The sequence below is a fragment of the Vibrio sp. 2132-1 genome, assembly GCF_033344315.1.
Genome location: NZ_JAWPON010000007.1, coordinates 13,711 through 35,574, shown reverse-complemented (window position 1 = coordinate 35,574; position 21,864 = coordinate 13,711). Strand labels below are relative to the sequence as shown.

17 protein-coding genes and 1 pseudogene are annotated in these 21,864 nt (G+C 43.5%); 14 read left to right on the top strand and 4 right to left on the bottom strand.

The genetic code is table 11. The features are described 5' to 3' along the window. Together R8N47_RS09220 and fabG are read left to right on the top strand one after the other, a co-directional pair. Positions 1-795: a metal ABC transporter permease gene (locus R8N47_RS09220; RefSeq protein ID WP_005373725.1), complete on the top strand. Its 795-nt coding sequence runs from the start codon at positions 1-3 to the stop codon at positions 793-795. 299 nt (positions 796-1,094) lie between these two features. Further along, positions 1,095-1,814: a 3-oxoacyl-ACP reductase FabG gene (gene fabG / locus R8N47_RS09215; protein WP_064354876.1), complete on the top strand. Its 720-nt coding sequence runs from the start codon at positions 1,095-1,097 to the stop codon at positions 1,812-1,814. A 258-nt stretch (positions 1,815-2,072) separates the two neighbouring features. On the opposite strand, the gene R8N47_RS09210 is transcribed toward fabG, so the two are convergent. Further along, positions 2,073-3,677: a S8 family peptidase gene (locus R8N47_RS09210; protein ID WP_064354875.1), complete on the bottom strand. Its 1,605-nt coding sequence runs from the start codon at positions 3,675-3,677 to the stop codon at positions 2,073-2,075. A gap of 394 nt (positions 3,678-4,071) precedes the next feature. Between R8N47_RS09210 and R8N47_RS09205 the strand changes: the two are divergent. The 5 genes and pseudogenes from R8N47_RS09205 to R8N47_RS09185 form a co-directional block, all read left to right on the top strand. Then, a pseudogene (locus R8N47_RS09205) lies at positions 4,072-4,395 on the top strand (IS1-like element transposase); the annotation flags it as partial. A gap of 196 nt (positions 4,396-4,591) precedes the next feature. Next, on the top strand, positions 4,592-5,545 hold the full coding sequence (locus tag R8N47_RS09200; protein WP_017819843.1) for a LysR family transcriptional regulator: 954 nt from the start codon (positions 4,592-4,594) through the stop codon (positions 5,543-5,545). 151 nt (positions 5,546-5,696) lie between these two features. Then, positions 5,697-7,640, top strand: coding sequence for a TonB-dependent receptor domain-containing protein (locus R8N47_RS09195; RefSeq protein WP_033906196.1), 1,944 nt, complete (start codon positions 5,697-5,699; stop codon positions 7,638-7,640). Between the two features lie 32 nt (positions 7,641-7,672). After that, complete coding sequence (locus tag R8N47_RS09190) at positions 7,673-8,551, top strand: alpha/beta hydrolase (protein ID WP_017819845.1); 879 nt, start codon at positions 7,673-7,675, stop codon at positions 8,549-8,551. A 743-nt stretch (positions 8,552-9,294) separates the two neighbouring features. Next, positions 9,295-10,668, top strand: a complete 1,374-nt coding sequence (locus R8N47_RS09185) for a carbohydrate porin (protein WP_031777226.1) — start codon at positions 9,295-9,297, stop codon at positions 10,666-10,668. Between the two features lie 63 nt (positions 10,669-10,731). On the opposite strand, the gene R8N47_RS09180 is transcribed toward R8N47_RS09185, so the two are convergent. Next, the gene (locus tag R8N47_RS09180; protein WP_064354874.1) at positions 10,732-11,718 is read right to left on the bottom strand and encodes a LacI family DNA-binding transcriptional regulator; all 987 of its coding nucleotides are present in this window, start codon (positions 11,716-11,718) and stop codon (positions 10,732-10,734) included. A 236-nt stretch (positions 11,719-11,954) separates the two neighbouring features. Here R8N47_RS09180 and R8N47_RS09175 point away from each other — a divergent pair, with 236 nt between their 5' ends. The 3 genes from R8N47_RS09175 to R8N47_RS09165 all read left to right on the top strand — a co-directional run bounded on the left by R8N47_RS09175 (position 11,955) and on the right by R8N47_RS09165 (position 15,969). Continuing rightward, positions 11,955-13,394, top strand: a complete 1,440-nt coding sequence (locus tag R8N47_RS09175; protein WP_017819848.1) for a sucrose-specific PTS transporter subunit IIBC — start codon at positions 11,955-11,957, stop codon at positions 13,392-13,394. Positions 13,395-13,559: 165 nt separating this feature from the next. Then, a complete protein-coding gene (locus R8N47_RS09170) occupies positions 13,560-14,483 on the top strand; it encodes an aminoimidazole riboside kinase (RefSeq protein ID WP_054577739.1) in 924 nt (307 codons plus the stop codon). A gap of 31 nt (positions 14,484-14,514) precedes the next feature. Further along, entirely contained in the window at positions 14,515-15,969 is a 1,455-nt protein-coding gene (locus tag R8N47_RS09165; protein WP_064354873.1) for a sucrose-6-phosphate hydrolase, read from the top strand. 64 nt (positions 15,970-16,033) lie between these two features. Here R8N47_RS09165 and R8N47_RS09160 read toward each other — a convergent pair whose 3' ends face one another. Further along, a complete protein-coding gene (locus R8N47_RS09160) occupies positions 16,034-16,576 on the bottom strand; it encodes a dihydrofolate reductase family protein (RefSeq protein WP_054576134.1) in 543 nt (180 codons plus the stop codon). Between the two features lie 99 nt (positions 16,577-16,675). Between R8N47_RS09160 and R8N47_RS09155 the strand changes: the two genes are divergently transcribed. The 4 genes from R8N47_RS09155 (at position 16,676) to R8N47_RS09140 (ending at position 21,289) form a co-directional block, all read left to right on the top strand. After that, positions 16,676-17,242 carry a TetR/AcrR family transcriptional regulator gene (locus tag R8N47_RS09155; RefSeq protein WP_054576133.1) on the top strand — a complete coding sequence of 189 codons (567 nt, stop codon included), beginning with the start codon at positions 16,676-16,678 and terminating at the stop codon, positions 17,240-17,242. A gap of 216 nt (positions 17,243-17,458) precedes the next feature. Continuing rightward, a complete protein-coding gene (gene yghU / locus R8N47_RS09150; RefSeq protein ID WP_005373705.1) occupies positions 17,459-18,316 on the top strand; it encodes a glutathione-dependent disulfide-bond oxidoreductase in 858 nt (285 codons plus the stop codon). 1,183 nt (positions 18,317-19,499) lie between these two features. Then, a complete protein-coding gene (locus tag R8N47_RS09145) occupies positions 19,500-20,669 on the top strand; it encodes a D-alanyl-D-alanine carboxypeptidase family protein (RefSeq protein WP_017819852.1) in 1,170 nt (389 codons plus the stop codon). 212 nt (positions 20,670-20,881) lie between these two features. Further along, positions 20,882-21,289: an SPOR domain-containing protein gene (locus R8N47_RS09140; RefSeq protein WP_005373701.1), complete on the top strand. Its 408-nt coding sequence runs from the start codon at positions 20,882-20,884 to the stop codon at positions 21,287-21,289. A 50-nt stretch (positions 21,290-21,339) separates the two neighbouring features. Here the strand turns inward: R8N47_RS09140 and R8N47_RS09135 are convergent, their stop codons facing one another. Then, positions 21,340-21,813, bottom strand: a complete 474-nt coding sequence (locus R8N47_RS09135) for a peroxiredoxin (RefSeq protein WP_005373699.1) — start codon at positions 21,811-21,813, stop codon at positions 21,340-21,342. Positions 21,814-21,864 lie beyond the last annotated feature (51 nt).

Genomic DNA, 21,864 nt, shown 5'->3' with positions numbered 1-21,864 from the left:
ATGGCGGATTATGCATGGCTTTTACCTGCGGTTTTGTGTGGTTTAATTGCGTTAGTTGGCAACATCGTTCTGGGGCAACAAGTTCTTAATCGTCAGATCATCTTTATAGATTTGGCGGTGGCGCAAGTCGCGGCATTGGGGGCAGCACTAAGCCACTACTGGTTGAGCCAATACGCGCTGTTCTCAGGCTCATTCTTTGGCGAAATGATTGGCCCTTGGGTGATGTCTTTGATGCTTTGCGGTTTGATCGCCTTAATGGAGAAACGATACCAGCAGCATTTAGAGCCCATGATCGGCAGCTTGTTTGTCGTGTCTGCATCGCTGGCGATCCTGCTGGTGAGCAAAGACCCACACGGCGGAGACTTTATTCAAGGCATTCTTAATGGGCAACTGTTATGGGCGACTTGGGCAGACGTTTGGCCTTTGGCACTCATTACCGCTGCGATGTTGCTATTAGTTTGGTTAAAACCTGCGTTTATGCGCGGTAGTGGTTTTTATCTGATCTTTGCTATTCTGATGCCCATTACGGTCAAGTTAACCGGCATTTATTTAGAATTTGCTTTGTTGGTGATTCCAGCTTTATGTGCGGCAGCATTGAAGGGAACTCGATTCTTTGTCGCCAGTATCAGCATTGGTATTGTTGGGATCTTATCGGGTATTGCCGCATCGGCTCGCTATGACTTACCGAGTGGTGCGAGTATTGTGATCACCCTGTTTATTGCTGGCATGTTGTTTAATCTCTTGCTTCAGCCTTTTCTGGTGAAAATAACAAAACCAGCTTTTGTAAGAGATTAAGAGACAAGTAATATTGGTCTGATGAAGTAGTATTTGATTAATCAGACCAATACTTTTCTATCCAAGTCCTCCAATCGTGTAACTTTGCGCCTTCCAACACACTTTCTTACGTTGATCTTGCCATAGTCATCAAGTTGCCTTGATTAGTTCACATCCGACTCCCAGACTGTTTCTATAGTTTTTATAAGATATAAAAGACCCTGCGTATGAGAAGCGCAGCTGTAACGCGATTAGGCATAAAAACAAAAACGCTAGGGATACAAGCGAATTTGTAATCTCAACATTTAAGGAAGACCAAGATGAAACCGGAAAAAGTAGCAGTAGTCACTGGTGCGGCTCGTGGTATTGGCCAAGCGATTTGTGAACAATTACTGGAGGATGGATTCCACGTAATCGGGCTAGATGTATCGCCCGTGGAATGGAGCCAGTCGGCGCAGCTAAGCAGTTATCAAGTCAACTTGTGTGATGCCAAAGCCGTCAGTGAAGTAGTAGAAAGTGTTGTAGAGCAGCACGGAAGAATCGATGCTCTGGTTAACAACGCGGGCATCACTCGAGATGCACTGTTGCCAGACATGTTAGAGCAAGATTGGGACAGCGTGATCGACGTGAACCTAAAAGCGGTGTTCTTACTCACCCAGCGCGTTGCTCCTGTCATGCTAGAGCAGGGTGCAGGTAGTATTGTCAGCATTTCTTCTATAGTGGGAACGGATGGTAATATCGGCCAGAGCAACTACGGCGCAAGTAAAGGCGGCGTCATCTCAATGAGCAAAGGCTGGGCGAAAGAACTTTCAAGAAAGGGTGCACAGATACGCGTCAACTGTGTCGCGCCAGGCTTTATCGCCACCGACATGACCAAGAACCTGCCAGATAAAGTCATTCAAATGATGGAAGGCAAAACCCCATTAGGGCGCATGGGCTCAGTTCAAGATATTGCCAATGGCGTCTCTTTCCTAACCTCAGACAAGAGCGCCTACATCACAGGCCAAGTGCTCAAGATTGACGGTGGGCTGGTGTTATAGCTCGCTAATCAAAACGTCAAATACCAAACGCCCTTTACTTATATGAAGGGCATTTTTGTTTGAGGAACCCGACTTATGCGAGTACTACTAACTAATAGAAAGCTTCGATGCCGCTTCGAGTTGAGTTTTTGAAGCAAAAGGCCAATACGTTTGAATAGCGTCTCCTCTTAAACACTGCATTCCCTAAAGCACCGTATTCCCAAAAGAAAAGCCCACCGAAAAGCGGGCTTTGTTCTCTTTACTAAAAGAGAAGAATAACTAGTAGCTCGCTTGAATGCTGACACCGCTATAGTTTGAGTAACCTTGAATCATGACGTGATAACGTCCACTTTGCGTCGCACTGACCGTACATGTTTCATTGTTACCGTATTTGAAAGGTCGGCAGTCCCATGCATTCAGTGCTGGTTTTGCTCCAAAACGGAGATACAAATCCGCATCGCCACTGCCACCATACATTTGTACGGTTAAGCGCTGCCCAGCTTCTACATCAACATAGTAATACGCTACTTGACCAGTTGAACCACTTAAACCATTTACTGGCACGCCCGAGGTTAATTTGCCTTCTGGGTCCGGTGTTGGATCTGGGCCACCGCAGTCTTGGCCACAATCTGCATCCGTTAAGCTATAAAGTAGCTTGTTCACGCTGCCTCTTGTGTCCGTCACTTTTCCGCTAGTTGCGCGGCTAACGAGCAAGGACTCTACTTGGCTTGGAGACAGTGAACGGTTTTCTTGAAGATACAATGCTGCTACACCCGCCACATGTGGCGTCGCCATCGAAGTGCCACTAATGGTTTTGTAGCTACCGTCATACCATGCAGATTTGATTTGTGAACCTGGCGCAAATACATCCACACAACTGCCCCAGTTTGAAAAGCTCGAACGTGCGTCCGTGCTGGTGGTCGAGCCGACAGTTACTCCGGAAGCAACGCGTGCTGGAGAATAGTTACACGCATCGGCGTTGGAGTTACCTGCTGCTAGCATAAAGCTGACACCTGACTGAACCGCACTTTGCACCGCACTATCCAGAGCGACGGATTGACCGCCGCCTAAACTCATGTTGGCGACTGAAGGTCCGGAAGCGTTCGCAGCCACCCAGTCCACACCGGCAATAACACCAGAAGTAGAACCCGATCCGGTACAGCTCAATACTCTCACGCCGACAAGGTTGACGTTTTTCGCAACACCATACAAGCTGCCGCCAATGGTGCCAGCTACGTGTGTGCCGTGTCCATTACAGTCACTTGCATCTGCATCGTTATCGACAAAGTCATACCCTGAAACTGAGCGACCACCGAACTCAACATGCGCGTTATTCACACCAGTATCGATGACATAAGCCGTTACCCCAGTCCCATCAAAGTTGGCACTGTAGTTGTTATCGAGTGGCAAGTTTCGTTGGTCGATTCGGTCTAGTCCCCAAATGGCATTGGTTTGATTTGCGTCTGCCGAGACTATTGGGTCAAGCGATAGGATTCTGTCTTGCTCAATGTAGTCCACACGAGGATCAGAACGCAGATCTTTTAGTTGCTCAGGACTCAAGTTAGCGACAAATCCACTTATCGAGTGGTCAAAAACCGACTCCACTTGTATCGAATACAAACCAGACATGCGGTCTACGGATTGTTGCGTGAATTGCTCGAATTCCGTTGAATTGCTCACCATCATTTGCGGCTGTTGAAATACCACAATATAGCGATCTGCAATGGCGATGTCGTCCGGTGCAAGCATCAAAGTGGCAGGCAATGTGTCGGGAGCTTGTTGTAACTCTGTACTGTCCGCAATCTCATTGGGTTGCGAAAAAGCGAGAGAAGAATGAAAACAGAGCGCGGAGGTGATACAACAACTTAGTAGTTTCTTTAACATAAAATGTTCCTTGAAATCATAGTCTTGTTGATTTTTACCTAGTACCAAACTGTCAACACGAAAACACAGACAATCAGCGTAGTGCGTGCTGAAGTGACGTTACACAAGTCAAACTAGACAATGAGCAATCATATGCATAACTGGTAATAATTCGCATACTCAGAAACATGATCAATAACCAAGCTTTATTGAAATTGAAATGCAAAGATTCATTTATACTTAGAGCAAAATCCCTAAAATAGAATAATTCTACACACCTGACATATTGCCTGTTATATGACTTCATCTTACCGATAATTTACGCAATAAAAACCTAACTATCCTTTTATTGGTCATAACTCAAATCGGTTGATAGATGTTAATATAGCCACCTGATTTCTGATGTTTTTAACTCATGGTTACTATCCAAGTTCAATATCGTTTCTGTAATAAAACAGAGCCCGTTCGTGAACATGGAAAAGGGCATTCTGGCTCTCCTCGCTCCAGATGTATCGAGTGTCGAAAGAGCTTTAACTCGATTACGTTTACGAAGCCCGCAAGCCAGATGTAAAAGAAAAAACTGTTGATATGTCAATGAATAGCTCTGGCGTTAGGGAAACAGTACAAGTGTTGAATGTCGTATACAACACAGTATTGAGTACTTTAAAAAATCTCGCCAAGGTAAGTAACCTCAATGCCTTTCGATAAAGCAAATATAAGACTAATTTGTAAACTTGAAAGGCTAGCTGTATTGGTTGAGGTATATGAGGAAAACACTTCCCCATTTAAGAACTGAAACACACTTTTGCCCCTTTTCGTGTTAGCACGGAAACTGTCCTGCTACCAGACTTGTGTTTCAATAGTGCCTTGTAGTATCGAAAACACTTACCACAAACTCTAGAGATTTATGTACTATACCACCTACTGGAAGCTTGATGGGTGGTATTGACGTGAACTTATCTCAAATTGATCTGAATTTGCTCTTTGTTTTAAAGCACTTGCTCGAAGAGAAGCATGTATCTAACACCGCTATGGCTTTAAATATGAGCCAGTCTGCGGTAAGTCGAGCACTGCAAAAAATGAGAGTTTTCTTTAATGACGAATTACTGGTGCGCAAGAAATACGGCTATGAACTGACTCCAAAAGCAGAGTCAGTAAGGCAAGACATCAATAATGTGATTACCAGTTTAGAAAAACTTGCCCATAGAGACTCGTTTGATCCGAGCACTGTATCAAGCACCGTTAAGGTTTACGGCCTTCTTCCTCAGATTAATACCTTAATGCCTAAGGTTATCGCTAAGATTCGGCAAGAGGCTCCAAACCTTAAGGTCAGTTTGGACTCAGCACCAAAACGTCATTTTGATGCGTTGGTGGCTGGAGATGTTCATTTCGCACTTTCCTCTCATCAACCGCCAAGCTCTGAGCAAAATATCTATCGAATGGTTGTTGCTAAGCGTACTTTCCGTTTGCTTATGAGCCGCTATCATCCACTGGCCGATTTAGAGCTAACTCCAGAGCGTTTGGCCGAATTTGACTTTGGACAAGTCTCTTTGCAGGGTGAGAAGCGATTGTCGTTTGAGCATAAATACCAAGAGCTAGGGTTAGCGAACAAAAAAAAGCGTTTATCAGCGCCAGTGCAACTGAATAACTTTAGTTCTGCTCCAAGTATCGCTGCGGAGACTGAGATTATATTTCATCTACCGACACCTTTTGCAGAGGCAGCTTGTCAAGACCCTCGCTTGATCGTTCGAGAAGTACCTGCCGAGCTACAGTTGGACTTTCAAGAAGTCTTCCTATATTGGCACAAACGCTTTAACGATGATCCTATGTGTGAATGGGTACGAGAGATCTTTAAACAGCTCTATGTTGGAACCGATACTTTAGCTTAAATGCTTATATCGGGTAATTCGTGGTTAACTATTCGTATATTGGATAGTGATATTCTCTTTTCTCGATAGTGATTAACTTGTCAGTGATTATGATAATCAGGTTTAATTGATAATAATTATTAAATGCAATTACATTTTAAGCCTATTCAATATGAAGCCTCTTTTCACATACTCTCTATTTTCTACATCAGTTGTTTCTGCTTGTATTACTGTACCTATGGTCGTTGTTGCAAATGACCAGTTACCTGAGACTGGTATCAATACAACAGCAATGGAAACCGTAGTGGTTACAGCCTCTGGTTACGAACAGAATGTCACAGAAGCGCCAGCAACAATAAGTGTTCTCACCCGAGAGCAACTTGAAAATCGCTCATATAAAGATTTGACTGATGCTTTAAGTGATATACCTGGGGTAACCGTTACAGGAGGTGGTGATGGCCAAGATATCTCAATTCGAGGTATGCCTGCTCAATATACGGCCATTCTTGTTGATGGCAGGAAGCAGTCTGGTCGAGAAACTCAAACTAATGGTAGTACGTTTACTGAACAAGACTGGCTTCCCCCGTTGAGTGCAATTGAACGTATTGAAGTTGTACGTGGCCCTATGTCAACCCTTTATGGGTCTGATGCTTTGGGGGGTGTGATTAATATTATTACGCGTAAAAATTATCAAGAGTGGCACGGAAGCTTGCGTGCAGAAACGACGCTTCAAGAAAATTCAAAATCTGGAAATAGCTATCAAGGGCAGCTTTACCTTGCTGGCCCTGTCATTGATGGTCTGTTGAGTACTTCTTTGACTGGACTGTATCAGGAAAGAAAAGAAGATGAAATTGAAGGTGGTTATGCAGGTAAGACACTCGACAACTATCGAGCTTCTTTGTACCTCACACCTACCTCGGATGACACTTTTACTCTGGAGTTCACCAATCATAACCAAGAGCGAGAGACCACTCTAGGTAAATCAGTGGAGCGAGAGTCTCAAGTTGCAGTACGAGAATATGAACGCCAATCTATTGGTTTTAGCCACGACGGAAACTACTCTTGGGGTACAAGTTCTTCATTTATCAGTAATGAAACAGTAAAAAATATCGGTGCAGATAAAGAAGTCGAGAATAGTCAAATTAATACGCAATGGGGTCTGCCTCTTAATGCTCACTACTTAACACTGGGCGCATCTTTCGAGCAAAAGGATCTGACTGATAATAAACTGTCATTGACCTCTAAAAACAAGCAATGGGCAGTATTTGCTGAGGACGAGTGGTATCTCACGGATACATTCGCTCTCACCCTTGGTTTACGTTACGACGACAATGAGATCTTTGACGGGCAATTTAGCCCAAGAGCTTACGGGGTCTGGTCTATTGACCCTAGTTGGACGCTAAAAGGTGGTGTGTCTACGGGTTATCGAGCACCTAGTTTGACACAAATGGACGAAGAGTGGGTTCAAGAGAGCTGTAGAGGGCGTTGTTCTATTTACGGTAATCCAGACTTAACAGCAGAAACCTCCATCAATACAGAGATGGGACTGTATTACGTTAATGAGCGAGACCTTTCTGCAAACATTACTTTGTTTTACAGCGACTTCAAAGACAAGATCGAAAGTGAGTTTGTCGATCCGACGTGTACTGATAGCAGAAGTTGCGACCGCACTTACGTCAACATTGATGATGCGAACAGCTATGGTGCAGAAAGTTCCGTATCTAAGGGTATTACAGAGTCAATTACACTAAGTGCAACCTACTCGTATACTCGTAGTGAAAAGAACACTAATGACGATGATGATGGCTTGCCTCTTGTACAAGCACCTGAACATATCTTCTCACTTAATGGTGATTGGGCAGTGCGTGATGATGTTGCTTCATGGGCCCGCATGAACTATCAAGGCAAAGAGAAAAACAACATCACTAGTGATAGCACAAGAACGTTGGCACCTTCTATTACTTACGTGGATCTCGGTGTGAACTGGCGTGTAACTAAGAATGTGAAGTTAATGGCAGCGGTTTATAACTTGTTCGATGAGCAAATCACAGAGGAAGAGTTTGGCTACATTGAAGATGGCCGACGCTACTGGTTAGCTGCTGAAGCGACTTTCTAATCTACTTACTTTTTTAAGCGAATAACAAAACAATGAATACGAAAATTAAGTCTGCGATGACCTCTCTGCTACTTATGCCCTTTGTCTGTTTGGCTGGGGAGTTCAATGTAGAGAAGGATATCTTGTTCAAAACTGTAGGTGAAAGAGAGATTAAACTCGATCTTTATACTCCTTCGGTTGAATCAAATACTCAGTACCCGTTATTAGTCTGGGTACATGGTGGTGCATGGAAACGTGGGAGCAAAGACGCCATCCCAGAAAAGAACCCATTATTACTTCAGTCTGTGTTGAATGAAGGTTATGCGCTAGCTTCAGTTGATTATCGTTTAAGTGGAGAAGCGATCTTTCCTCAACCAGTACAAGACATTAATGATGCACTGAACTATTTGTACGACAATGCTGAAAAGCTCGGTATTAAAGCGGACAATGTTGTGATAATGGGACGCTCTGCTGGCGGGCACCTCGCTGGCTTTATTGGTGCGACTAACTCGGCATACAACCAAGTAGATTTCTATGAGCCACCAAAGTACAAGGTCTCAGCCGTAGTGAGCTTTTTTGGCCCTACCGATTTACTTGAGTTAAGTAATAAAGGTGGCAAGAAAACCAGCAAAAAATCGTCTGTATCTCGTTTCTTAGGAGATATTCCAAACAATATTCCAAAGCTTGCCAAGAAAGCATCAACGACGAGTTATGTGAATGAAAATACTCCACCATATATACAGTTACACGGCACCTTGGATAAGCGAGTGCCTCTATCTCAAAGTGAGATACTTAAGGCTAAGCTTGATGAGCATGGAGTTACCAACCAACTTTTCATTGAAGAAGGTGTAGGACACAGTGCACCTGTCTTTGATACCGAGAAGTACGTTACTCATGTTTTGGACTTCTTAAATAAACACTTTCCGAACTAACGCTCTAGTCAATATAAGGCTTAAAAGTTCAAGGGGAAATACTGAGCCAACTGTGATTACAGTTGGCTTTTTCATGTATCTCTATTGGGCATTTTATCATTCTGATTAATGGGAGCGGCTGGCCCATTTTCAGGCAGTGGTTGAATAAATCTATGACTACTTTAGGGTATGTATTCTAACGTACTTCTGTCCAAAAAAGTGTTTCGTTAGCTTGAATTAGAACAACAAAGCGCTCTTCACAGAAAATGAAGGTCGTTTATCTCGTCTTAACAGCCTTTCAAGTTGTTTGAAATGAGGTATCGAGATCCGCTTCGCTCTTAGTTACGTTCAACCTTAGCTGCTACTTTTCATCAACAAATAGAGATGAGTTACCATCAAGTAGCATAGGGAAGCGAGTGAGCACTATTCTCTCAAATGAACACTAAACCCCTTCTTTGTAGCCTGTCACCTTCAAACTACTTCCTCTAGCGCTAACAATTAATTCAAATGTGCGCTGGTTAATGATTTTTCTGTAAGTAACACAATTGAACGTGATAGAAGTAACAAAATGGCCTCTTAAAGGTAACGTTCCCGAAAAGTTTATATATTATCGCCCTCATTGATATAAGTAGTAGAGACGCTCTGAGTACGAGCGCTCTGAAATTCAAGCTTTAGATGGACATTTAAAGTCACCATAAGTTTGCGATTTTTCCTTGGGAACGTTTGCAATATGCCTAAGTATAAATTTACGTGAGACTATGGAAATGAAACTACACACTTTGACGATGGCAGTAGCGCTTGGAATGGTTACTGCACCTGCATTCGCAGCAACAGATGTTGACGCTCTTGAAAAGCGAATTAATGAATTAGAACAGAGACTTGAGCAGACAGAAAAAGCATCCACAGAAGCAAATGAGAAAGCCTCAAGCTTTGAGTTTCATGGCTACGCTCGTTCCGGGCTACTGATTAATGACGATCTGAATGGTGCAGTGGGTACTGGTCCTTACATGACGGCAGCTGGTGCTATTGGCGCTCCAGTTGGGCGATTAGGGGTAGAGGATGATCATTATGTGGAAGCAAACCTTATTCACAAACGTTTTGCAGATGATGGTTCCAGCGCATTGTTCCGAATCATGTTGGCAGATAGTACGGAAACCAATAACGAATGGACGGCGAGCGAGAGTCAATTAAACGTTCGTCAGATATATGCTGAGCTAAACAAGTTGAGTATGTTCTCTGAATCAAGAGCTTTTGCTGACGCGACGTTTTGGGCTGGTAAACGATTTGACCGTGATAACTTTGACATTCACTTCTTTGACTCGGATATTGTTTTCTTATCTGGTACTGGTGCTGGTGTGTATGACGTCCAAATGAGCGATTCGTGGAAAGCAAACTTCTCGATCTATGGTCGTGATTTTGGTGAGATTGATAGCTCGTCAACAGATGTTGAAAACTATATCGCGACAATGAACAACCGCTTCGGTAATTGGCAATTGATGCTGAGCGGCATGACGTCTGCTGATAACAATGATCGCGTAGAAGGCGGAGCGGACAAAGGTTTACATGCGATGTTTGCTTACCATGGCGATAACTTCTTTGGCATGAGTGAAGGCTTCTCTAAAACCGGTATTTTGATGGGTGATGGACTGGGTGCGGAACTTAAAGGCATCGGTTCAAACGGAGATTTGTTAGAAGACGCAAAAGCCGTACGCTTGTTCAGCTATGGTGTAACACGCATCGGCGACAACTGGCGTGTAGCACCTGCGTTGCTAGCAGAACACAGCCAAGATCGCTTTGCTAAAAATGATGAATTTACGTGGGCATCGTTCAACATCCGCTTAGCGCAAGAGTTTACGCAGAACTTTGAGATGGTTTATGAAGGCTCATACCAATACATGGACCTAGACAATGCGATTGATAAAGCAAGTGGCAGTTTTTACAAAGCGACAATTGCACCAACGCTTAAGATGTCTACCGCTGCAGGTTTCTTTGACCGTCCGGAGCTACGTTTTGCAGTTAGCTACGTTGATTGGAGCGAAGACTTGAATGGCTACTCGATTAGCCAGGATGCGGGTGCTGCAACGATGGGTGATGGTGGTGAAGTTCTGTTTGCACTGCAAATGGAAACTTGGTTCTAAAGGGATCTAACCGACAAAGAGTAATAAGAAAAGCGCCAACTGATTTCAGTTGGCGCTTTTTCATTAACAGGACTGACGCTCAATTGTTTTGAATGTTAGTACCATCTTACTCATTTCAAAACTTCTGTTGGCAATTCTATCTAGTAGCAGTTTCGCACCATTTTCACCCGCTTTATCAAATGCATAGTTAAATGTTGATAAGGTTGGGGTGCACACTGATGCGAGCTCATCATCACCAACTCCTAGAACTAAAACGTCTTTACCCGGTGTTAACCCGAGCTCTTGAATCGCTCTCATCGCACCGATAGCAATACGGTCTGTCGCACAGAACAAGCCATCTAGCTTAGGGTTCTTTGTTAAGTGTTGTTTTGCCAATGAATAGCCAGAATCGATGGTAAAGTCACCACGAGCATGGAAGGCGATCTCAAAACCATGATGCTGTAGCGCTTGAACAAATCCTTCAGAGCGTTGCTTATCTACCGCGATATCGTCACCTTGCACACCAATAAAACCCATGGTTTGGCAACCTTTTGCAACCAGTCTATTTCCCGCTTCAAACCCTACTCGTGCGTCATCATGAATGATGCTTGGAATATTAAACATGGAACCATCTTGACCGACGAGCACAACTGGAACGGCTGAGTTTTGAATTGCTTTTACCAGTTTGGAATCGAGGTGGGTGGCGTAAAGAATGATCCCTTCAACCCGTTTTTGGTTAAAGATCTGAATGTACTCCAGTTCTTTTTCGTGGGCTTGGTGAGTGCTAGCAAGTAAGACATGTTTCCCGGCTTTTTCAAGGACATCGGTTAATCCATCGACACCTTGGGATGTGGCATGAGAGGAAACCCGAGGAACAATGACACCAACCAGATTGGTCTTTTGAGATTTTAGATCTTTAGCGACTTGGTTCGGCAAATAGCCACACTCCGCTACTGCTTGGCGGACCTTCTGTTTTGTCGCTTCTTTTACGCCATACTCATCGTTTATAACCCGTGACACTGTTGATTTTGATACGCCAGCCAGACGGGCGACATCATGCAGACTCGCCATTGTTCCTATCCATTCTGTTTTTCGTTTTTTGGGATTGTTTGCAAAGAGAAGATGAAAAGCTCTTTGATAAGTAGCGATTCTAACCTCCTATACTGCTCTTAGGGAGAGAATTTGACGATCATTCTCACATTCTCTCTGCTTTATCTTTGATCATTTGGTTTTATTGAGCAAAAATCTGTTTTGCAAACGTTCCCGAAAATTTCGCAAGCTCAGATAATAATCCAATGGGGTATGAAATGAATTATCCGGCAGTAGCAAAAGAGTTGTTAACTCTATTAGGTGGTAAAAGCAACATCACCGCACTTGCGCATTGTGCGACACGCTTACGCCTTGCCGTTGCAGATGAGCAAAAAATAGATGAACAAGCGATTGATAACCTTGAAGGGGTAAAAGGGCAGTTCAAAGTTGCGGGTCAGTACCAAATCATTTTTGGATCAGGCATCGTAAACCAAGTTTATGCAGAAATGGCGAAGTTGACGGGTATGAGTGAAATGTCCACCAACGACGTTGCGTCTGCTGGCGCAGAGAAACAAAACATTGTTCAGCGCGCGGTGAAAGGGCTGTCTGATATTTTCGTCCCAATCATTCCCGCAATCGTCGCTGGTGGTTTGTTGATGGGTATCTATAACCTATTGACTGCTCAAGGCTTGTTCATTGATGGCAAATCTTTGATTGATGCCAACCCAGGACTGACAGACTTGGCGAACATGATCAACACGTTTGCGAACGCGCCGTTTGTTTACCTGCCTATTCTGCTGGCATTTTCAGCCAGTAAGAAGTTTGGCGGTAACCCTTATTTAGGGGCGGCGCTAGGTATGTTGATGGTTCACCCTGACTTGCTGAATGGTTGGGGATTCGGCGGCGCATCTGTGTCTGGCAACATTCCGGTTTGGAATATTCTTGGCTTTGAAATCCAAAAAGTGGGTTACCAGGGTTCGGTGTTACCGGTTTTGGTATCGGCATTCATTCTTGCGAAGGTTGAGCTAGGCTTACGTAAAGTCATACCTTCTGTTTTAGACAACCTTTTAACGCCATTACTGGCGATTTTCATAGCGGGTTTGCTAACGTTTACTGTCGTCGGTCCGTTCACGCGTGATATCGGTTTCCTATTAGGTGATGGTCTGAACTGGCTATACAACACAGCTGGCTTTGTTGGTGGTGCGGTATTTGGTCTTATTTATGCTCCGTTTGTTATTACTGGTATGCATCACAGCTTCATTGCGATTGAAACTCAACTTCTTGCGGATATTGCGACGACGGGCGGCACCTTTATCTTTCCTATTGCGGCGATGTCTAACGTTTCTCAAGGAGCGGCAGCGTTGGCGGTGGGCGTGATGAGCAAAGATAAGAAGATGAAAGGTATCGCGATTCCATCGGGTGTTACGGGTTTGCTGGGTATTACAGAACCGGCTATGTTTGGTGTTAACTTAAAACTACGTTACCCATTTATTGCGGCAGTTTGCGCTGCGGCGTTATCAAGTGCGTTCATCACAATGTTTAATGTGAAAGCTCAGGCATTGGGCGCAGCTGGTCTTCCAGGCATCATTTCCATTACGCCAGAGAAGATTGGGTACTACATCGCGGGTATGGTGATCGCGTTCTTGACCGCATTTGTTCTCACCATTGTTCTTGGTATGCGTGACCGCGCTAAAGTCGGTAGAAAAGCAGCGGCTTAATCTGAACTCCTTAGGGGTGGAGTCCCCCAAAATCCACTTCTTTTCCTAAATGTTTGGGGTGCTAGCCAAGCACTAATGGCTTGGCTAGCCTTTTTCAATTTTTACTTGGTAGTGAAGGTGTTCAACACGTTGGACTATCAGGGCTTTAATTTCAAGGTAAGCAAGATGAATCAAGTGTGGGTAACTGGTGATGCTGTTGTCGATCTAATACCGGAATCTGAGACTTCTTTACTCAAATGTCCCGGTGGTGCACCAGCGAATGTCGCCGTAGCTATTGCTCGTCTATCTGGTAAGAGTGCGTTTTTTGGACGTGTAGGTGATGACCCATTTGGTCGATTCATGCAATCAACGCTCGATCAAGAGGGCGTGAGCACGGAGTTTCTCGTTAAAGATCCTGAGCAAAGAACATCAACAGTGGTGGTGGATTTAGACGAGCAAGGTGAGCGCAGCTTTACGTTTATGGTAAAACCGAGCGCTGATCAGTTTATGTCTGTTGAAGACATCCCTAACTTTAAGCAAGGTGATTGGCTGCATGTCTGCTCGATTTCACTGGCAAATGAGCCAAGTCGAAGCAGCACATTTGAGGCGATCAAAAGAGTAAAAGCCGCTGGTGGTTTCATTAGCTTTGACCCTAACTTGCGTGATGAAGTGTGGCAAGATCAATCAGAAATCCAAGCTGTCGTGATGAAGGCTGTAGCGATGGCCGATGTGGTTAAGTTCTCTGAAGAAGAGCTTTTGTTCTTAACTGACTCAACATCGATGGCGCAAGGTTTACAACAAATAGCCGCTTTGAATATTGCTTTGGTCTTGGTGACACAAGGTGCGAAAGGTGTTTGGCGCGTCTTTGAAAGTCAGAGTGAACTGATCACAGGTCAAGTCGTTAGTCCGATTGATACCACAGGTGCGGGTGATGCTTTTGTCGGAGGGCTACTGGCATGCCTGTCTAGGTATGACGATTGGAAAAATCATCCTGTTGTTAGCTCTGCGATTCAATGGGCAAATGGCTGTGGTGCATTAGCGACGACGCAAAAAGGCGCAATGACCGCGCTTCCGACCCAGACAGAATTGCTGCAATTTATTGGGCAATGATCTCCAGATCCAATTTCAGTTGAGAAAAATTATGAGCTTAAACAACCGTTGGACTGTAGAGCAAAGATATCGCCGACTTGAGCAAATCCCTCAGTGTGATATCGAAGAAATGACACTTTCACGTCAGCAAGATAAAGGCTTTCCTAGTTTTCATATCGCCCCTAGATTTGGGCTGTTAAATGACCCAAATGGGTTGTGCTATTTCAATGGTGAGCACCACATCTTTTACCAGTGGACGCCTGTGGGACCAGTCCATGGAATGAAGTATTGGTACCACCTTTCTACTAAAGACTTCATCCATTTTACTGATCATGGTGTGGGTCTTCATCCCGACCAAGACTACGATTCACATGGTGTCTATTCGGGCGGTGCTTTGGTGGAAAACAACAAGGCTTTGCTGTTTTTTACTGGTAATAAGCGTGACCAAAACTGGAATCGAATTCCAGCACAGTGCTTTGCCACCATGGATTCAGATGGCAACATTGAAAAGCATGGTGTGGTCATTGAGAACGAACATTACACGGAGCACTTTCGTGATCCAAAAGTTTGGAAGAAAGGCGACGACTATTTGATGGTGGTGGGTGCTCAAACCAAAACTGAGCATGGTTCAATGGCGCTCTATCAAAGCAAAGATTTGAAAACGTGGCAGCATAAAGGTCCTATCAAGACCAAGTTTTCTGACCTTGGGTACATGTGGGAGTGTCCTGATTTCTTTGAGATTAATGGTCAATCGGTGATGCTGTTTTCTCCACAGGGCGTGAGCAGTAATAATCCTTATGATTTCAAAAACATCTATTCTGCTGCGTATATCGTGGGTGATCAGTTGAACCTAGAGTCGATGATTTTAGAAAACCACCAAGATATTTTGCAGCCAGATTATGGGTTTGATTTCTACGCCCCACAAACCTATTTAGATGAGAATGGGCGTCGCATTCTTATTGCATGGATAGGGTTGCCAGAAATCGACACACCATCGGTCACACACCAGTGGGCAGGAATGTTGTCTCTTCCTAGAGAACTAACGTTGAAAGATGGTTTTCTTGTTCAAGCTCCGCTCCCTGAGCTGAAGAGTTTAAGAAAAGAAGAGGTGGTCTTTGCACAATCCCATACACTGGAAAGCACAAGTTGTTTGATCCAATTAGACCTTGAGGGCGATGGCTTTGAACTTGAGCTGAGTAACCTCAAAGGTGACAACATCGTCTTTAGTGCGACAGAGCACGAGTTTATGCTGGACCGTCGTCACATGTCTCATTTGTACGCAGAAGAATTTGGTAGCATTCGAAAAGCACCAAGATTGGACGCTAAGCAGACGATTGATATATATATCGACAATTCTGTCATCGAGATTTTCATTAATGGTGGCAAACACACGATGACCAGTCGTTTCTTTATTGATGACCTTAGTAAAGTAACGTTGATAGGGTTGGAACAAGCAAGGCTTTTCCCTTTGAAAGGTATAACTGGTTTGTTTGAATCAGCTAAGTAACGGTTTCGAATACATTAAAACGCCCTTCATTGATTTAGTGAAGGGCGTTTTTCTTTCTAACTATCTAACTTAACTGCCTATCACGCACGTAAGTTGTTTGAACTAAGGTATCCAGAACAACTTCATTCTTGGTGACTTTGAAGTTTAGCGGTTGTTCTAAATCCCCAAATAGAGGTGCGCCGCCGCCAAGTAGGATAGGGAAGCGCGTGATCACCATTTCATCGATAAGATCTTCTTTCAGGAAGTTCTGAATCGTCACTCCGCCGTCGATGTAAAGATCGTTAAAGCCTTTTGCGTTTAGCTCCGCAAGCACATCTTTTTGCTCGCCTTTTACTAGAAAGACTTTGTCTTCGTAGCCTTGTGGCACTTCTGTCATGGTATTGCTGAGTACAAACACAGGTTTGCTGTATGGCCAATCGCAATCAAAGCTCAGTACGACATCTAGGGTGTTGCGCCCCATTACCAAGCCATCAATACGCTCCATCAGTGAGAAGAAACCAGTATCAATGTTGTCTGGATTTGGTACTGAATGTAGCCAGTCGAGTTTGCCCTGCTTATCTGCGATGTAACCGTCCAGACTGGTTGCAATAAATACGATATTTGCCATGAGTACCTCATCAAAATGGTGATGCTTGAGCCAAGCTAAAGTATGGTTTAAAATTAATTCTACAATGTAGAATAAGTATGAGTTTATCGAGAAGATCAAATGTCTGTCAACGAAAAGAAACGCGGGAGACCAGCCGCTAAGCAGTCGCAGTTAAGCGCAGAAAGCATCCTAGATACAGCTAAGTCATTGATGAAAAAGGATAGCAAGGTACCAAGTATTCGCTCGTTAGCGACGCAATTAAATGTGGATCCTATGGCGATCTATTACTACTTCAAAAACAAGAATGCGTTGCTTGAAGCGTTGACCACATCGCTGGTGGAGGAAATTTATCAACCGAAAGTGAATGAAGATTGGCAAGGCGAACTCAAAAATTTGTGTATTAGCTACATTGAACTGCTGCGTGAGTACAACGGGTTATTGCAAACCATGCTGAGCATGACATCGTATGGCCCTGCTCAAGTGTTTACCGAGCGCTATCAAATCATTGTTCAGCCTTTGGCACTGTCTCCGCAAGTGGAGAAAGACAGTTTGGATCTATTGGCAGATTACCTACACGGGTTCGCTTTCTCGATCAGTTGTTGCCACGATACGAGTTTGATTCAGACGGAGATGATGGATGGGCCGTTGAATCTGATCTGTTCTTCGTTATTGGCATCTCGAACCTAGTTCACATTATCGCGACGTTTTTACTTATAGCGTGAAAGAAAATCCCATAACCAAAGGTTCTAACTAAAAGAGATTGCAGGACTTTTATTTAGCGAATTCGACCTAATATCTTGAGTATGCCTAATCGCAGTTGGCGAAGAGGTGATGTTAATAATGCTTGCTGGCGCGTAAGACCCGTCAGTTTGAAGATGCATTCAAACACAATAAGGGAAAACAATGGCTAACGAATACATTCCACCAAAAGTTTGGACAAACGATAATGAAAACGGCGGTCAGTGGGCGAGCATCAACCGTCCGGATTCTGGCGCACGTCATGAGCAAGAGCTTCCAGTTGGTGAGCACCCATTCCAACTTTACTCAATGGGTACCCCAAATGGTCAGAAAGTGACGATCATGTTTGAAGAGCTTTTGGCGGCTGGCGTAACGGCAGCAGAATACGATGCATACCTGATTAAGATTGGCGATGGCGACCAGTTTGGCTCTGGCTTTGTGGCTGTTAACCCAAACTCTAAAATTCCGGCATTGGTTGACCGTTCGGGTTCTGAGCCAGTGAACGTGTTTGAATCTGGCAACATCTTGTTTTATCTAGCAGAGAAGTTTGATCATTTCTTACCAAAAGAAGGCGCTAAGCGTGCTGAGGTAATGAACTGGTTATTCTGGCTGCAAGGTTCTGCGCCATATCTAGGCGGTGGTTTTGGTCACTTCTACGCGTACGCACCAGAGAAGTTCGAGTACCCAATCAACCGCTTTACAATGGAAGCAAAACGTCAGTTAGATGTATTAGACAAGCGTCTTGCGAACAATGAATTCCTAGGTGGCGATGAGTACAGCATCGCTGATATCGCAACATGGCCATGGTACGGCAACCTTGTGTTGGGTCGTGCTTACGATGCGGCTGAATTCTTAGACGTAGAAAGCTACAAAAACGTTGTGCGTTGGGCAAAAGTAATTGATGAGCGTGAAGCGGTAAAACGTGGTCGAATTGTGAACCGTTCATGGGGTGAAGAATGGGAGCAGTTACCTGAGCGCCACAGCGCAGAAGATATTGATAAAGTATTGAAACTTAAACCATAAGCAATCTTGGCCTAGCTACGTCAAATGAGTTTAGTTTTATCTATGCTTATACAGTGACCTTAATCAAATCTATAGCGCACCATATACGGTGCGCTATTTTTATTCTCATTTAGTCTCGAAATGCTAATTTATATCACCTCTTGAAGAGCATTTAGTTCGTAGATGAATTTTTAATGTATTTATATATTATGATGCGAAACAAAGCTCATATTTCCATGTTAAATATGGACTGGTCATACTGCTTTCTAATAATTAAATTATTTAAAAATTATAAACTGATTTTATATCCATTATAAATAAAATTAATGATAATTAATATTTGACATAACCACTAAATTTATGTGGAATATGCGTGTTGATTTGTTTTGAAGAAATAAAATCAATTTCTAGTACTTTTATTTAAGACAAGCTTAGCTTTTAGCGATGTTTAATTATTAATGCTTATATCATGAAAGAGGATATGTATGATGTCGTCGTTTGAGTCGTACTGGGTTGGGATACGTCAAAGAATAGCCGCACAAACCGAAGGTAACCGCAGTTTAAAGTCTCTAGTCATTAAAAAGCAGCGTGTGAACTTAAATAACAGTGGGTTATCCTTTCGCGCTAAGTCCGGATGTCTTATCCCTCACTGTTATACCAAGTTCTCTGATGAGATAAACCTAAAAACATCGAAAAAATCGTCTCTTAGTTTTAAAAAAGGAAAGCTGTATTTTTCTCCAGTTTAATAATAAATGAAATTTACATAAATTATAATATTAGGTTTTTAAATTTATCGATAATTAATTACGATTTTATGATGCGTTTTCAATATGTTTTCTTGGTAAGTAATTAGCTGGACTTATTGTTGATTGTTTTTGTTGTTTCCTATTTAGATATGGATAAAAGCTCAACTACTTTTCCTATACCAACTTACTCCCTGAATTGACTTGCGCGCTTTTTCTCCCCTCTCAAAAAACATAGCGTTACGGAATTATTTTCGCTCCTGTTTCATTCTTCAAGACGAAAGCTCTACCTACCTCTCATTATTTTCGACAAACATTGAGTAAAAGTAACCAATCGTAACAAGGTGGCTGTAACTGAGCGCCGTTTCAATATACTCGTTTTTTAACTAGGTAATCCCGCGCTTTGAATTAATTCGGGTACCGTTTGTAAGCCTTAAATGCTACTAAGATAAGATGTCATGATGAGAAAAAGTACTATATTACACACAGTGTTAATTACAGGGTTCGCTGCTGTATCCTCGTTGGCTTATGCTGCGCCTTCAGTTGTGCCAAATGCGCCAGAACTCAGTTCTCGTGGTTATGTTTTGATGGACTTCCATACGGGGAAAGTACTGGTTGAACGTGATGCCCACAAACGTTTAAACCCCGCGAGTTTAACGAAGTTGATGACTGCTTATGTAGCTGGTCAAGAAATTAATACAGGCAATATTACGTTGAATGATGAGGTTGTCATCAGCCGAAATGCTTGGGCAAAAAATTTCCCAGATTCTTCAAAAATGTTTATTGAAGTCAATACTTCCGTTTCTTTGTCTGACTTATACCGTGGTCTGATTGTTCAATCTGGTAACGATGCCAGTGTCGCTATTGCTGAGCATGTTGCGGGAAGTGAATCAGGGTTTGTGAGTTTGATGAATAGTTGGGCCGCCAAGCTTGAATTGTCTAACACGGCATTCACCAACCCTCACGGCCTAGACAGTGACGGTTTATATTCGACACCTTATGATATTGCCAAGTTGGGCCAAGCGATTATTCGTGACTTACCTGATATCTATCCGCTGTATAGCGAAACCTCGTTTACTTACAATGGCATCACTCAATACAACCGTAATGGCTTGCTTCGTGATCGTAGTATGAATGTCGATGGCATGAAAACTGGTTATACAAGTGGCGCGGGTTATAGTCTAGCGACTTCTGCAACACAAGGTGATATGCGTTTGATTGCCGTAGTGATGGGAGCGAAGAGTGAGAATGTTCGTGAATCAGAAAGCAAGCAGCTGTTGAGTTATGGCTTCCGCTTTTACGATACGGTAATGCCGACTGAGGCGGGTGCGGAACTTGCGAAAGCTCGAGTTTGGATGGGCGAAAAAGACGAGCTTACTGTCGGCGTAGCTAACGATGTTTATCTCACTTTGCCAAAAGGAGATGTAAAAAATCTGCAAGCGGAAGTTGAATACAACGGTGATTTAGTTGCGCCAATTTCTGAGCAACAAGTGGTTGGTAAAGTGCTTTACAAAGTCGACGGTAAGGTCGTAAATGAAGCCGAGCTCGTTGCATTGGAGTCCGTGGAGGAAGGCAGTTTATTCAAGCGAATTTTAGACTGGTTTAAGCAATTGGTCGCTAGCTGGTTCTAAACAGTAGCGAACTTCTGTCTATATCACTCTATCTTGTTAATTTTCTATTAAATCAGTTTACTAAGGCGACCAACGTGGTCGCCTTACGTTTTTGGAATACTCGTTGCGTTAAAACACAGGCCCTCTTGTAAGGGTGTGTTTTTACCTGACCAAGAGCGTTTTGTGTTTTTGGGTGCGAGAGAAAAGAAACTAGAACAAGAATGGAGTGACACGTGCACAAGATTTTATCTTTGACATTGATTTTATCGCTCATGGGCTGCGCTATGCCTTACCAGCAGGAGGTCGATAGCGGCCAATGTGTTGGAGTCATGACCTCTCAGGATGCATATGGTTATTTAAACCCAAACCATTACACGATGCAGGTACTCGCGCTAAAGCAAGAAAAAGATGTGAAAGATTATATTCGCTATATCGATCCTAAGCATCCGGTTTGGGTTAACTGGAAAAACAGCCGAGGCACGCGTTGGTATACGGTAACTGTTGGTGATTTTAAAACGAAGCAGGATGCCTACAATGCGCTTTCTTCATTACCAAGCCGTGTAAAGCAGTCATCCCCGTTTGTGCTGACTTTTGCGGAAATGCAGCGTAAGCAACAAACGAGTGTTGTGAGAATGCGTTAACCAACAAAAAACGGAAGCGATGGCTTCCGTTTTTGTATTTAGGAGTAAGCTTAAAGCGCCGCTAAAATCGTTTCTGCTTTGCTTGCTTCAAACTCTTTTGGCTCTTCAACGTTTAGCTTAGTCACTGTGCCGTTTTCAATGATCATTGCGTAACGTTGTGAGCGAATACCACCAAAGCCGCCTGTATCCATTTCAAGACCTAATGCTTTAGTAAAGCTAGCGTCGCCATCACCCAACATCAAAATCTCAGAAGCGTTTTGAGCTTCGCCCCACGCTTGCATCACAAATGCATCGTTTACAGAAACGCACGCAATTAAATCAACACCTTTTGCCTTTAGCTCATCAGCTAATACCACATAGCCTGGTAGATGGGCTTCTGAACAGGTAGGGGTGAATGCGCCAGGTACAGCAAAGAGTACGACTTTCTTGTTCGCAAACAGTTCTGTAACGTCGTGGTTCACCATACCATCGGCAGTCAACTCACTTAGAGTTGCAACTGGTAGAGCTTGGCCTTGTTGAATCATGATTCTATTCCTTTTTGTGTGCTAGTTTAGCTTTCTCAGTCTAGCGTTTAT